Genomic DNA, 13626 nt, shown 5'->3' with positions numbered 1-13626 from the left:
TCACTTCGTTGTTCAGTAAAATGCTTCACAACAAGTGCAGTAATTTTTTCAGGCTCCTCTAAGCGCCCTTTTCCAATATAACCACATGCTAAAAACCCTTCAGACGGTTCGATAAAGCGAATGCCATCTTCATGCAGTTGTTGAATATTTCGTAATACTGCTGGATGCTCGTACATATGCACATTCATGGCAGGCGCCACCCAAACAGGTGCAGTTGTCGCAAGCAATGTCGTTGTTACCATATCATCTGCCATCCCGTGTGCCATTTTTGCAATTATATTGGCTGTCGCAGGTGCTACAATAATTAAATCCGCCCAATCGGCTAAATCAATATGTGCAATAACATTAGAGTCTTTTTCATCGAACGTATCAAAAAACACATCATTTTTTGACATCACTTGAAAACTTAGCGGCGTCACGAATTCCCTAGCCGAAGCTGTCATAATCACCTTTACGTTCATTCCAGCCTGCGATAACTTACTAACGAGTGCCACTGCTTTATATACGGCAATGCCGCCTGAAACACACAATAATACATTGTTTTTTTTCATCATCATAACCGCCTTTTCAAAGGATAAGCTCCCTAAGAAAGATTCTAAGGGAGCTCTAACTCAACACATATTTTTACTGTATAATTACACCTCGGCGTAATTGCGTCCAGATTTTTTTCAAGCAGGCTTGAAAAAAATCTGTGACATCCGCCGGGCATGGGCCGACACGATGTTGGTCACTTAGGCGTTGCCGCACGATGCGGCGTCCTTAGCCTGAGTTCCACTATTCAGCCGGTTTTGAACCCCACTTATAGAAGTAGGGGACTTCTGTACCTATCACTTTACTTATGGTACAAACGAAAATTGCTGAAACAAGTTAGATTTCGTCTTCGTAAACTGTTGAAGCGTCTTGCTGAACTTTGCGTAATTTGCCAGAAGCAACTTCTTCTAACGCTTTACCTACTGGTTTATACGAAACGTATTTGTCTAACTGTTCGCCGCCTTCTTCTTGCATTTGACGCGCACGTTTTGATGCTAAGCTCACTAAAGAGTATTTAGAATCGATTTGTTTTTTTAATTTATCTACTGATGGGTATAACATTGTTTTTATTCTCCTCTCAACATTGACAAGTAGCGTTTTTCTACACGTTCACGACGGCAGTGTTCCGCTACTATGATTGCATTTATTTTATCACATGCATTTTGAACTTGGTCATTTTCGACAACATAATCGTAAAGTGACATCATTTCAACTTCTTCACGAGCTGTTGCAATACGTCGTGCGATTACGTCTTCTGTTTCTGTGCCGCGACCAACTAAACGTTGCTCTAGCTCGGTAATGCTTGGTGGTGCTAAAAAAATAAACAACGCATCTGGCGCCTTTTCACGAATTTGAGCTGCTCCTTGCACCTCGATTTCTAAAAATACATCACGGCCAGCATCTAATGTTTCTTGAACATAAGCGAGCGGCGTACCATAGTAGTTTCCTACAAATTCTGCGTGCTCTAGCAAGCCTCCGTGTTTAATTAGCGCCTCAAATTCCTCACGTGTTCTAAAGAAATAGTCTACACCATCTACTTCACCTTCGCGAGGATTACGCGTTGTCATCGAAATCGAATATTCGTAATTTGTGTCAGGCTGAGAAAATAGCTCTTTTCGAACTGTTCCCTTACCAACGCCTGATGGACCAGATAAAACAATTAATAATCCACGGTGTTTATTCATATGTAACTCCTTTTGTTATTCAATATTTTGAACTTGTTCTCGCATTTTTTCTAAAATTGTTTTTGCTTGCACTACTGCCGCAGAACAAATCGTCGACTGATTTTTCGAACCAATGGTGTTTATTTCACGATTCATTTCTTGCATGATGAAGTCTAATTTACGACCAATTGCATTTTGCTCAGTTAATGTCTCTACTAATTGACCAAAATGACTCTCTAGACGATCCAGTTCTTCGGTAATATCAATACGCTCCGCAAAAATCGCCACTTCTGTTAATAAGCGATCTTCCATTACTTGTCCACTTGCAATATCTTGTAAACGATTCACTAAACGTTCACGATACTTATCAACTGCCACTGGTGCATGCGTCCGAATTTGTGCAATTTCTGTTTCAAGCTCAGCTTTATATTGCAGCATAACTTGCTGTAATTGCCCGCCCTCACGCTCACGCATCGTAAGTAAATTGGCAATAGCTTCTGTTAATGCTGTGTGCACTGCTTCTAAAATTTGCGTTTGTTCAAGTTCCATTTTTTCAATCTGTAGCACTTGCTCAAGACTGACGATTTCTTGCATTGTCCATTTTTCTTCCATTGCAACGGACTGTGCAAGCTCCTCTTTTGCTCGTAAAAATGCATTAAGTAGCGGCCAATTTATTTGAATTGTCTGCTCGGCATCCTTTAGTTCTTTTAGAAAAATGATAACATCTATTTTCCCACGAGAAACTGCATCCGACAACATTTTTTTTGCAAGAACTTCTGCTTCCATCCATTCTCTTGGAAACTTTGTGTTCAATTCTAAAAAACGATGATTCACAGCACGAATTTCAACCGTAAGTTGAAATTTTTTCGTTGTTGTGACCCCCCTGCCGAAACCGGTCATACTACGTACCAAGGTTCGTCACATCCTTCTTTGCATATTGAAACAATTATAGCATATGTTCTATCAATTTTCGTTACCGATTTAAATCATCCCTACATTTCGTACCAACCGAGAGGGAAATTTTTATAATTCATTTCTATTTTATCGATCAAAAGAATAGACACTTCATATATCTACAGCATTATCGCTAAAAAATGGTATGATAAATGCACAATGAATTTATGGAAACGAAAGAGGAATAAACAATGGCATTTGACGGATTATTTACCCGTTCGATGAGCAAAGAATTACAAACGCTCACATCTGGACGCATTACTAAAATTTATCAACCAAACGCGCTTGAAGTAGTTTTACAAATACGCGCTGCCGGTGCAAACACAAAACTTTTATTTTCGATTCATCCTTCGTATTCCCGCGTACATACGACACAACAATCAATCGAAAACCCAGCAGACCCACCAATGTTCTGTATGCTACTACGCAAGCATATAGAGGGAGGGTTTATTTCAGACATTACACAGCAAGGCTTCGAACGTGTCATTACATTTGATATCGACAGCAAAAACGAAATTGGTGATTCGATAAAACGTAAACTTGTTATCGAAATTATGGGGCGCCATAGTAATTTACTATTAATTGATGCCGAGAATAATAAAATTATCGATAGCTTAAAGCACTTACCTCCATCCGTAAATAGCTATCGTACTGTGTTACCTGGCCAGACTTACATCGAGCCACCAAAGCAAGATAAAATATCTATGACAAGTTTATCCGATGAGGAACTAAAACAAACATTCGCACAAAATCTAGTAGCAAAAGAACTGATTGAAAAGTTCGCTGGCTTTTCACCATTGCATGCCAATGAGTTATTACATCGTTTAACAATGAAAGAGCCCGTGACAGCTGCGCGCCAATTTATGAATGAAATTATAACAACCGCTTGTCCAACATACGTGGAGCAAGACGGTAAAAGTTATTTCTCGCCAACAAATTTAACACATCTAAATGGTACAGAAACACAGTATGATACACTTGGCGAGCTGTTAGATCGTGTCTTTTTCGCACGTGCAGAGCGTGATCGCGTAAAACAACAAGCGGGCGATTTAGAACGCTGGTTACAAAATGAATTGAACAAACTAAAACTGAAACAAAAAAAACTACAAAAAGATTTAGAACGTGCACAAAATTTAGAGCAATTCCAACTGTACGGAGAACTATTAATGGCTAACCTGTACAATTTTGCAAAAGGCGCGGAATATGTAGACGTAGAAAATTACTACAGTGAAACCGCCGAAAAAATACGTATTCCGATTAGCCCGCGCAAAACTCCTATTGAAAACGCGCAAAGCTATTACACAAAATACAATAAAGCAAAAACAGCGCTTGTTATGATTGAAGAGCAACAGGAAAAAACAACAGATGACATTAACTATTTAGAAATGTTAGCACAGCAAGTACAACAAGCATCCCCTGCCGATATTGAAGAAATTCGTGAAGAACTAGCAGAGCAAGGGCTACTGCGTTTACGCCATGCGAAACGCAAAAAGAAACCGACAAAACCTGAGCCTGAGAAATTCATTTCTTCTACAGGTACACTTATTTCTGTCGGTAAAAATAATAAGCAAAATGATTATTTAACATTCAAAATCGGCAAGCGTAACGAAATTTGGTTACACACAAAAGATATCCCTGGCTCACACGTTGTCATCCATTCAGAACATCCAGATGAGACAACATTAAAAGAAGCGGCGATGTTAAGTGCGTACTTCAGTAAGGCTCGTGAATCGGCCTCTGTACCAGTAGACTATACAGAAATACGACATGTGAAAAAGCCTAGTGGTTCGAAACCTGGCTTTGTCATTTATTTCGAGCAAAAAACACTCTTCGTCACTCCAGATGAAGCCATTGTTATGCAGCTAAAAAAATAAACAATCAATTACGCCTCGGCGTAATTGCGTCCAGATTTTTTTCGAGTTCACTCGAAAAATTCCTATAAAAATCTGTGACATCCGCCAGGGGCTTTAACTTGATTCAATCGGGGGTTAAACCCCTACGGAATGAAAGACATACCTGGTATTTATCCCCTACCAATAGAAGTGGATGACTTCTGTACCTGACGCTTTGCTTATGGTACAATAAGAATTTTCTGAAGCAAGTTAAAAGCGCACTCTAGTAGGTTTTTAGAGTGCGCTTTTATATTATTGCTTCATCGTTTTATTTTTTTGGTAACTCACATGCCAAGACAATGCTTTTTCTAAATCATGTGGTGTATGTGCGTTACCTGTTTTTTCAACTGCACCGTTGTAATAATCCCACAATGCCTCTTTAAAGTCAGGATGTACGCAGTTTTCAATAATCGCTTTTACACGCTCTTTTGGTGCCATTCCGCGTAAATCGGCAATACCTTGCTCTGTTGCAATTACATCAACATCATGCTCCGTATGGTCATGGTGCGCAACCATTGGCACGATTGACGAAATGTCTCCACCTTTCGCATATGATTTCGTTACGAAAATTCCTAAGCGTGCATTACGCGTAAAGTCTCCTGAACCACCTAAACCGTTCATCATATGTGTCCCGTTAACATGTGTTGAGTTCACGTTTCCGTAAATATCTGTCTCAAGCGCTGTATTAATTGCAATAATTCCGATTCGACGGATTACTTCGGGATGGTTGGAAATTTCTTGCGGACGCAATACTAAACGATCCTTGTACTGTCCGATATCGCCATATACTTTATTGCCACATTCTTCGCTTAATGTAATTGACGTACCAGAAGCGATTTTTACTTTGTTCGCATCAAGTAAATTGAATACCGCATCTTGTAAAACTTCCGAATAAATTTCTAGCTCTTCAAATTCAGAATTTAAAAAGCCATTTAATACCGCATTTGCTACTGAACCAACCCCTGATTGTAATGGCAATAAGTTTTTCGGTAAGCGCCCTGCAGTAATTTCATCACGTAAAAACGTTAATAAGTGCTGCGCAATTTGCTCTGTTTCTTCATCAGGCTGCACAATTAATGACGGTGCATCCTTAATCGTTGAATGGACAATGCCTTTAATTTTACTAATATCTACTGGAATTCCAGTTGTACCGATACGATCACTTGCTGTTAGTAATGGAATCGGATCACGGTCGCCCTGTGGTCCTGGTAAATAAATATCATGAATACCTTCTAGATTTGGCTGTTCTGGATTTAATTCAATAATAATTTCCTTCGCCATTTGTACAATAATTGGTGAATTTCCGATTGATGTTGTCGGAATAATCATACCATCTTCTGTAATTGCAGTTGCTTCAATAATTGCAAAGTCAATTGGTCCGATAATCCCTTGGCGAATTAACTCTGCGTTATGTGATAAGTGCATATCTGAATACAAAACTTGTCCTGTATTAATTAGTTTGCGAATTGCTGGGTCCCCTTGATATGGTGCACGTTTACGAATGATACCTGCATCAGCCATTAATTGATCCACTTCAGGACCTAATGATGCGCCTGTGTAAACATCGATTTGGAATTTTTCATTTTTCGCTCGTTCAACTAGCGCTAATGGTACTGTTTTTGCATCCCCTGCGCGTGTAAAGCCACTCATACCAACAACCATACCATCTTGAATCCATGAAGCTGCTGTTTCAGCAGATACGACTTTACCCTCAAGTGCGCTGTGACGAATTCTTGCATTTAAAGTTGCATCCATTTCTTCTCCTCCTCTTTTTTATTCCCTTTGTATTGTCAGCTCCGAAATTAGAGCAACGTCGCTAAAACAAAAATAATTATATGTATCCATCATTTTTGCCGACATATTAAATTTCTACATAAAATAGAAAAATCCTCCACAAAATACTAAATTTTGTATAATAACTTTTCAGGGAAATATTTAATTTTTCAAGTTTATAAAAGAATCACACCCATTAAATTGTTTGATTAAACTGATGTATAAACTTACATATTTCGAGTTGATTTAGCAAAATCTTTTTGTAGCAAAAAAAAGCGACAGGTACAGAAGCCCCCTACTTCTATAAGTGGGGGATAATCCGCTATAACGGAACAAGTTAACAATGTATCGATAGAACTTAACCAAAATGCACAAAACTTTCCAACTTGTACGTAAATTTCAACTTTAATAGGAAGGGGCCTGTCCAGAAATCACTTTCTGAATAAGCCCTTTTACACTAAAAAAACCACCTAGGATAATCCTAAGTGGTTTCATAATTGACCAATTATTTAATTGGCTCTTCAGCTGTTAACTCAACTTCATGCCATTGCGTAAGGTTAGCATACGAAGCGTCATAGTTTTTAACACGCTTGTTGACTGGCATGATTTCTGTACGGAAGTATGTTGGAACTGTTGTAGCTTGTTCGAACATATAATCTTCCCATGCACGGAATGCACCCGCACGTACAGCTGGATCAATTGCCTCTTTAGAGTCGATAGCAACTAATAAGCTTTCTAATTCAGGTGTTACATAACGGCTGTAGTTGAATGCAGATTCCTCGCCATATAATCCAAGTGGAGATGGGTTTGTACCAGTACCCCAAGCAGCCATCCACATATCGATTTCAGCATCGTCAGCTTTTACTTTATCATAGAAGCTGTTGAACTCGATTAAACGACCAGTTGTTAACTGTACATCTAAACCTACATCTTTCCAGTTTTGACGATAGTATTCTACGATTGCTTCGTCAGTATCTGAACCAGACATACCCGCCATACGGATTGCAAATTTTTCACCTTTAGCGTCTTCACGAATACCATCGCCATCAACGTCTTTATAGCCAGCTTCATCTAATAAAGCTTTTGCTTTTTCTGGATCATAGTTGTATCCAGTTAACGTATTGTCATGGAATGTAGAGAATGCTGGTGGAATTAAAGAAGTTGCACGAGAACGTAAGCCTTGGTAGAATTTCTCAGTTACTGATTCAATGTCCATAGCATAAGCGATTGCTTGACGTAATTGCTTATTATTCATTTTTGCATTTTCGTCCGTTACGTTTTTGTTAGTAGCAGAATCCCATTTACCAAGTTTGAATCCTAAGTAAGAGTATGCTAATTCTGGACGAGCTAAAATTGAAATGTTTTCTAAATCTTTAATACCATCATACTGAGTTGTTGCATAAGAAGATACCATATCATATTGACCTGTACGTAATGCTTCACCAATTGAAGTAGAAGGTACTACTTGTAATACGATTTTATCTAATTTCGGAGCGCCTTGCCAGTAGTTTTCATTTGCAACATACTGTACAGACTCACCGTCTACTAATTTATCAAGTTTGAATGGTCCTAAAGTTACAGGGTTTTTACGAACCGCTTCAGAAGAAACTAAATCTTTAACTGGAATATCTTTCAATTGGTGTTTAGGTGCTGCATAGCTCCATAACCCGTCACCACCAGAATAGATTGCTGGAGACACTTTTGTCATCGAGATTTCTACAGTTTTATCATCGATTTTTTTGATACCAGAAATTGTATCTGCAGTACCTGCTTTATATTCAGCAGCACCGATGATGTTTTGGAAGTCGCCGTCATAACGGATACCCGTATAATCAGGGTGACCAATGATTTCATAAGAATAAATGATGTCATCAGCAGTTAATGGCGTACCATCAGACCACTTAACGTCATGTTGGATTGTAATCGTTACTTTGTTGTTATCAGCATCAACGCCTAATTTCGCGATACCTTCATCTGTGATTAAGAAGTCACCATCAGTATCGAAAATTGAGTTCGTCATGAAGTCCATAACATCTGCATCATATGCATTTTCATATAATTCAGCTAACATAATACCCGAGAATGGAGAATCTGTTACTAAAGCGAATTTTAAAGTACCGCCATCGATAACGTCCCCTTCGTTTTCAACATTCATAGGTAATGTTGGCGTCTCTGCAGTAGAAGTACCTTCATCTTTTGGTTTTTCTTCAGTAGTTGATTTAGTGCTGTCTCCTGCTGGTTTTTCAGTTGTTGTTTCTTTGTCGTCACCATTACATGCAGCAAGTGCTAAAGCAGATGCAAATACAGTTGTAAGCATTAAGCCTTTCTTTTTCATCATTCGTTTTTCCTCCCTTTTTTTATCCTAAACGTTGTTTTGCGTCAGCTGCGCGTCGTAACGCTTGACCGACATAATTTATACCAAGCATCATCACTAATATTAAGATCGATGCAGGTAACCATACCCACCATTTACTCGATAATATTATCGGGTTCATGGCATAACTTACTAAAGTTCCTAAACTTGGTGTTGACGGTGGTAAACCAAAACCTAAGAATGAAAGACCCGTTTCAATCCCTACGTTACCAGCAAAGCTAAGTGTAACTTCCACGATTAATAGAGAACTTAAGTTTGGTAATAGCCCTTTAAACATAATCGCGAAATCACTTGTACCCATTGTTTTAGAGGCACTAATATAGTCGCGACGTGCTTCCGAAAGCGCTTTTGAACGCACAAGTCGGGCCGTCCCCATCCATTGAAATGCTGCGATAATCAAGATTAAATCCAAAATTCCATATGATGGAACGATTGTTACAACAACGATGATGATCATTGTTGTTGGTAAAGTGATGAAGAAATCAATAATACGCATAAAGAAATTATCGATAAATCCACCGTAGTAACCCATGATAATACCAAGACCAATACCTACAAAGTTTGCTATAATTGTAATGGCCACTGCAATTAATATAGAGTTTTTTGCACCAATGATTAACTGACCGAACATATCTCGTCCAGCCTCATCAGCCCCCAGAATATAGCCACGAACACCCGGTTCAGTGAAACGCTCTAATAATTGAATTTTCATTACAGCTGCTTGATCGATAACGACCGATAATACTAAAACTGCCACCATTAATAGTACGATGAATATTAATGAGCCTAGTGCTAATTTATCTTTTTTAAACTCTCGCAATATTACTTGAATACCTGTTGGCGGAGAGCTTTGAGATTCTAATTTTGCTACTGTTTGTTCTTTTTTGTTTTCCATGATTAAAATCACCTCTCCTTAGTCATTATTAATTGATTAGTCTATGCGGATACGCGGATCGACAATACTTAAAATAATATCGGATAATAGACTACCTAATAATGCTAAGAAGCCATATAACATAACTAATGCAGTAATTACACTGTAGTCACGCCCTGAAATTGATTCGATAAATAATTTACCCATACCATTGTATGCAAATACGTTCTCGATGAAAATCGATCCACCAAGTAAACCTGTAATTGTGAAACCTAAAAACGCTGCAATTGGAAGTAATGAGTTACGGAAGATGTGTCGTGAATACACTTTTTTCATTGGAATCCCTTTACTACGCGCTGTTTTTACATAATCCATTGTTTTCGCATCGATTATTTCTGTTCGTAAATATTGGATAATACCTGTTGTACCGAGTAATGCATAAGTTCCCGCTGGTAAAATCAAGTGGTAGAACTTATCCCAATAATATGCCCATGTTCCTGGATCGAGTCCTATATTTACTGTTCCACTCGTTGGGAACCACATGAGGCGATAACCAAAGACGTATAAGAAAATTAATGATAATACGAACGTTGGAATCGCATAAGAGATAAAGCTGTATAGTACGATTGTTTTATCTAAGAACGATTCTTGGTAACGTCCTGCTAATACGCCAAGTGGAATGGCTAATGCATATAAGAAAATTACACTAAGCAAAGATAGTAAAAACGTATTCATCGCACGTTCACCGATAATATCGGCAACCGGCTTTTTAAATGTATACGATTGACCAAAGTCCCCTTGGACTGCGTTGGCAATCCAGTTGTAGTACTGTACGTACCACGGATCATAGAAACCTGCTTTAATTCGTAATTCTTCAATTACGTTCGGGTCAGTTTCTGGTGTAATTAAACCTGTAAATGGATCCCCAGGCATTTGCTTCGCTAATATGAAGATTAGGAGGCTTAAAATAAATAGCTGCGGAATCATAATTAACGTACGTCGAACGATTGTTTTCCACATACTAAGCACCCTCCTTTTCGTCTTCAGACATGGCTGCTTTATGCGTATCTGAAACTGTTTTTAAAGGATATACTTTTCCATCCTTGTCATAATATTTATGCTGTTCTTCACGATATGCTGCCTCGACACGTTGGCGCTCTAACTTACGTTCATTACGTGTTTCTGGTTCAATATCAGGAATTGCAGATAATAGACGGTTTGTATAGATGTGTTGTGGATTCGTGTAAATATCTTCACGTTTACCCGTTTCTACAAATCGGCCTTTGTACATAATCGAGATGTGGTCACACATGTGACGAACAACCCCTAAATCGTGTGAGATGAATAAATAACTAATTCCATATTGCTCTTGAATATCCTTCATAAAGTTTAAAACCTGTGCTTGAACGGATAAATCAAGTGCTGAAACTGGCTCATCGGCAATGATCATTTTTGGGTTACATGCTACAGCACGCGCAATCCCTAAACGTTGCTTTTGACCACCAGAGAATTCGTGTGGATATTTTAATAATACGTCCTCTGACATACCGACAATCGCAAGTAATTCATTGATGCGTTTACGTTCTTCTTGCGGCGTCACTTTCATAAAGTTACGAATTGGCTCTGCTAAAATATCTAGTACACGTTTACGAGGATTCATACTAGAATGCGAGTCTTGGAAAATCATTTGGATATCACGGTTATAAGCTGAATCACGTTTACGGCGAGAGTTTGTTACATCTTGCCCTTCATAAACGATGTTACCTGACGTAATTTTTTCTAAACCGATAATCGCTTTACCTGTTGTAGATTTACCAGAACCAGACTCCCCTACTAAACCATAAGTTTTGCCTCGTTCAAAGTCCATTGTTACACCATCAACAGCGTATACATGGTCAACTACTGTATTGAAAAATCCACCTCGAATAGGATAGTGAACTTTTAAATCTTTAACTTGCATGAAACTCATAGATTTACGCTCCCTTCCTCGTCTTCAAAGTGGAACTCTTTCCAGCAAGTGCAGCGTACAAGATGCCCTGGTGCAATTTCGTGAAGCTGTGGGCTTGCTTCGTGTGCTGATGCAGGAATCCACGGAATACGTGGAGAAAAACGACACCCCTCACGATCTAACTTCATTAACGAGGGAACCATGCCTTGAATGACTTCTAATTTTTCATTCTCACTATGTGTTTGTGGAATTGAATTTAATAATGATCTTGTATAAGGGTGCTTCGGATTTCTAAATAATTCCGTAACGGGTGCTTCTTCGATTACTTGACCTGCATACATTACTGCAACACGGTCAGCTACTTCAGCAACTACCCCTAAGTCATGTGTAATTAATATAATGCCTGATTGAATTTCATCTTGAAGCGATTTTAATAAGTCTAAAATTTGTGCTTGAATCGTTACGTCAAGTGCCGTTGTTGGCTCATCGGCAATGATGATCGCTGGCTTACCTGATAAAGCAATCGCAATCATTACACGCTGACGCATACCACCTGATAACTGGTGAGGGAATTGACGAGCAACGCGTTCTACATGTGGAATACCTACTTGATCTAATAACTCTAGCACGCGTTTCTCACGATCTTTTTTGGCTAATTTTGAATGGTAAATTAACCCTTCCTCAATTTGCTCACCAATGCGCATTAATGGGTTTAATGCTGACAATGGATCTTGGAAAATGAAACCGATATCATTTCCACGTAGTTTGTTAAATTGATCTTCTGTTAAATTTACTAAATTTTGATTGTTGTAAAGGATTTCACCTTCAACTTTTGTTGAAATTGAATTATGTAGACCAACAATCGATGTTGCTAGAGTACTTTTCCCGCAACCTGATTCTCCTACAATAGCCAAAATCTCATTTTTACGAAGCGTTAATGAAACATTGTCTACTGCTGGATAGTAAGTATCTTTAATTCTGAAGCTTGTACGTAAATTACGGATTTCTAATAAATCGTTCGTCGTAGACACTAAATAATCGCTCCTTTCTTTAATCACACAACCGGCTCTACTATTCTCAATCTATTTGTTAAACTTTTCTAAAGCTCAAGCTCTAATTTGTGAATAATTTGTAAATTATTACATTACATTTTAAATTATCCATAAATTTTTTTTAATGTCAATTATTAAACTTTCTAACTATTCTAATTTAACATTTTTCTTTTAATAATAGCAAACTATTCTTTAAAGTTTAAATTTTCCGATAATTTAGTTTAAAAAATAGTCTTATATTATTATTTTTGTAAAGATAATAAACAATATGGGCTGTTTTCTTTCAAGAAAGTTTAAAATCCAGTAAAAATATTAAACTTCAATTTTAAAAAAACTGAATAATTTTATAATGGAATTATATAACTATAATAAAAACGTGTAAAGTATATTTTTTAATACTTCACACGTTTTTGAATATTTTTAATATTTATTTATTTCAAGTTACCCTCTTTTAAATCTTTATGCCAGTTTTTTAAGAAAGGAATTTGATTCTCTTGAATGGTACCTGATTCATTTGCCGCTTCAATTAAATAATCAAAGTTTGTTAAAGAAACATATTTCACACCTGCTACATTAAATGCATCTTCTGCTTTTGGTAAATTATATGTATACACACATACAACCCCAAGCACTTCACAACCCACTGCGCGTAGTGCTTCTACCGCCGTAATCGAAGAACCGCCCGTTGAAACGATGTCTTCTACAACAACAACTTTTTGACCTGCTGCATATTTTCCTTCAATTTGGTTACCACGGCCATGTTCTTTTGCCTTTGAGCGCACATATACCATTGGTAATTCTAAAATATCTGAAACCCAAGCAGCATGTGGTATACCAGCTGTTGCTGTACCCGCTACAACTTCACACTCTGCAAAGTTTTCTTGAATTACAGACGCTAAACCACTTGCTAATTGCTTACGAATTTTTGGGTCCGAAATAGTTAATCGTGTATCACAGTAAATTGGTGATTTAATACCTGAAGCCCACGTGAAAAGTTCTGTTGGGTTTAATTCAACAGCTCCTACTTGTAACATTGCGTGTGCGATTTCTTTTTGTAATGACATA

Annotated in this window: 11 protein-coding genes and 1 pseudogene; 1 reads left to right on the top strand and 11 read right to left on the bottom strand. The window is 37.9% G+C overall.

Annotated elements, in window-relative coordinates:
- Positions 1–2 precede the first annotated feature (2 nt).
- The 4 genes and pseudogenes from coaBC to LZ480_RS03160 all read right to left on the bottom strand — a co-directional run.
- Positions 3–551: pseudogene (gene coaBC / locus LZ480_RS03175) on the bottom strand (bifunctional phosphopantothenoylcysteine decarboxylase/phosphopantothenate--cysteine ligase CoaBC); the annotation flags it as partial.
- 316 nt (positions 552–867) lie between these two features.
- Positions 868–1092 carry a DNA-directed RNA polymerase subunit omega gene (gene rpoZ, locus LZ480_RS03170; RefSeq protein ID WP_241367931.1) on the bottom strand — a complete coding sequence of 75 codons (225 nt, stop codon included), beginning with the start codon at positions 1090–1092 and terminating at the stop codon, positions 868–870.
- A gap of 5 nt (positions 1093–1097) precedes the next feature.
- A complete protein-coding gene (gene gmk, locus LZ480_RS03165) occupies positions 1098–1715 on the bottom strand; it encodes a guanylate kinase (RefSeq protein ID WP_241367930.1) in 618 nt (205 codons plus the stop codon).
- 15 nt (positions 1716–1730) lie between these two features.
- On the bottom strand, positions 1731–2606 hold the full coding sequence (locus LZ480_RS03160; RefSeq protein WP_241367929.1) for a YicC/YloC family endoribonuclease: 876 nt from the start codon (positions 2604–2606) through the stop codon (positions 1731–1733).
- A gap of 233 nt (positions 2607–2839) precedes the next feature.
- Here LZ480_RS03160 and LZ480_RS03155 point away from each other — a divergent pair, with 233 nt between their 5' ends.
- Positions 2840–4522, top strand: a complete 1683-nt coding sequence (locus LZ480_RS03155) for an Rqc2 family fibronectin-binding protein (protein ID WP_241367928.1) — start codon at positions 2840–2842, stop codon at positions 4520–4522.
- A 270-nt stretch (positions 4523–4792) separates the two neighbouring features.
- Here the strand turns inward: LZ480_RS03155 and LZ480_RS03150 are convergent, their stop codons facing one another.
- The 7 genes from LZ480_RS03150 to pyrE form a co-directional block, all read right to left on the bottom strand.
- The gene (locus tag LZ480_RS03150) at positions 4793–6295 is read right to left on the bottom strand and encodes a succinate CoA transferase (protein ID WP_241367927.1); all 1503 of its coding nucleotides are present in this window, start codon (positions 6293–6295) and stop codon (positions 4793–4795) included.
- A 523-nt stretch (positions 6296–6818) separates the two neighbouring features.
- Positions 6819–8651, bottom strand: coding sequence for an oligopeptide ABC transporter substrate-binding protein (locus LZ480_RS03145; protein ID WP_241367926.1), 1833 nt, complete (start codon positions 8649–8651; stop codon positions 6819–6821).
- Positions 8652–8670: 19 nt separating this feature from the next.
- Positions 8671–9582, bottom strand: a complete 912-nt coding sequence (locus LZ480_RS03140; RefSeq protein WP_241367925.1) for an ABC transporter permease — start codon at positions 9580–9582, stop codon at positions 8671–8673.
- Positions 9583–9618: 36 nt separating this feature from the next.
- Positions 9619–10581 (bottom strand): oligopeptide ABC transporter permease, encoded by a 963-nt coding sequence (gene opp4B / locus LZ480_RS03135; protein WP_241367924.1) that lies wholly within the window; start codon positions 10579–10581, stop codon positions 9619–9621.
- Between the two features lies 1 nt (position 10582).
- Positions 10583–11530, bottom strand: a complete 948-nt coding sequence (locus LZ480_RS03130; protein ID WP_241367923.1) for an ATP-binding cassette domain-containing protein — start codon at positions 11528–11530, stop codon at positions 10583–10585.
- The gene (locus LZ480_RS03125; protein WP_241367922.1) at positions 11527–12540 is read right to left on the bottom strand and encodes an ABC transporter ATP-binding protein; all 1014 of its coding nucleotides are present in this window, start codon (positions 12538–12540) and stop codon (positions 11527–11529) included. The genes LZ480_RS03130 and LZ480_RS03125 overlap by 4 nt, the downstream gene beginning before the upstream one ends.
- A gap of 452 nt (positions 12541–12992) precedes the next feature.
- Entirely contained in the window at positions 12993–13625 is a 633-nt protein-coding gene (pyrE, locus tag LZ480_RS03120; RefSeq protein WP_241367921.1) for an orotate phosphoribosyltransferase, read from the bottom strand.
- Position 13626 lies beyond the last annotated feature (1 nt).

Source organism: Solibacillus palustris, assembly GCF_022549215.1.
In the GTDB taxonomy this organism is placed as follows: domain Bacteria; phylum Bacillota; class Bacilli; order Bacillales_A; family Planococcaceae; genus Solibacillus; species Solibacillus daqui.
Note: the sequence above shows the minus strand (reverse complement) of the source record. Positions and strands in the feature narration are given on the sequence as shown.

Excerpts from the sequence above, each read along its gene's own strand:
- rpoZ (WP_241367931.1), bottom strand. The coding sequence starts at position 1,092 with ATGTTATACCCATCAGTAGATAAATTAAAAAAACAAATCGATTCTAAA.
- gmk (WP_241367930.1), bottom strand. The coding sequence starts at position 1,715 with ATGAATAAACACCGTGGATTATTAATTGTTTTATCTGGTCCATCAGGC.
- LZ480_RS03155 (WP_241367928.1), top strand. The coding sequence starts at position 2,840 with ATGGCATTTGACGGATTATTTACCCGTTCGATGAGCAAAGAATTACAA.
- LZ480_RS03150 (WP_241367927.1), bottom strand. The coding sequence starts at position 6,295 with ATGGATGCAACTTTAAATGCAAGAATTCGTCACAGCGCACTTGAGGGT.
- LZ480_RS03145 (WP_241367926.1), bottom strand. The coding sequence starts at position 8,651 with ATGATGAAAAAGAAAGGCTTAATGCTTACAACTGTATTTGCATCTGCT.
- LZ480_RS03140 (WP_241367925.1), bottom strand. The coding sequence starts at position 9,582 with ATGGAAAACAAAAAAGAACAAACAGTAGCAAAATTAGAATCTCAAAGC.
- opp4B (WP_241367924.1), bottom strand. The coding sequence starts at position 10,581 with ATGTGGAAAACAATCGTTCGACGTACGTTAATTATGATTCCGCAGCTA.
- LZ480_RS03130 (WP_241367923.1), bottom strand. The coding sequence starts at position 11,530 with ATGAGTTTCATGCAAGTTAAAGATTTAAAAGTTCACTATCCTATTCGA.
- pyrE (WP_241367921.1), bottom strand. The coding sequence starts at position 13,625 with ATGTCATTACAAAAAGAAATCGCACACGCAATGTTACAAGTAGGAGCT.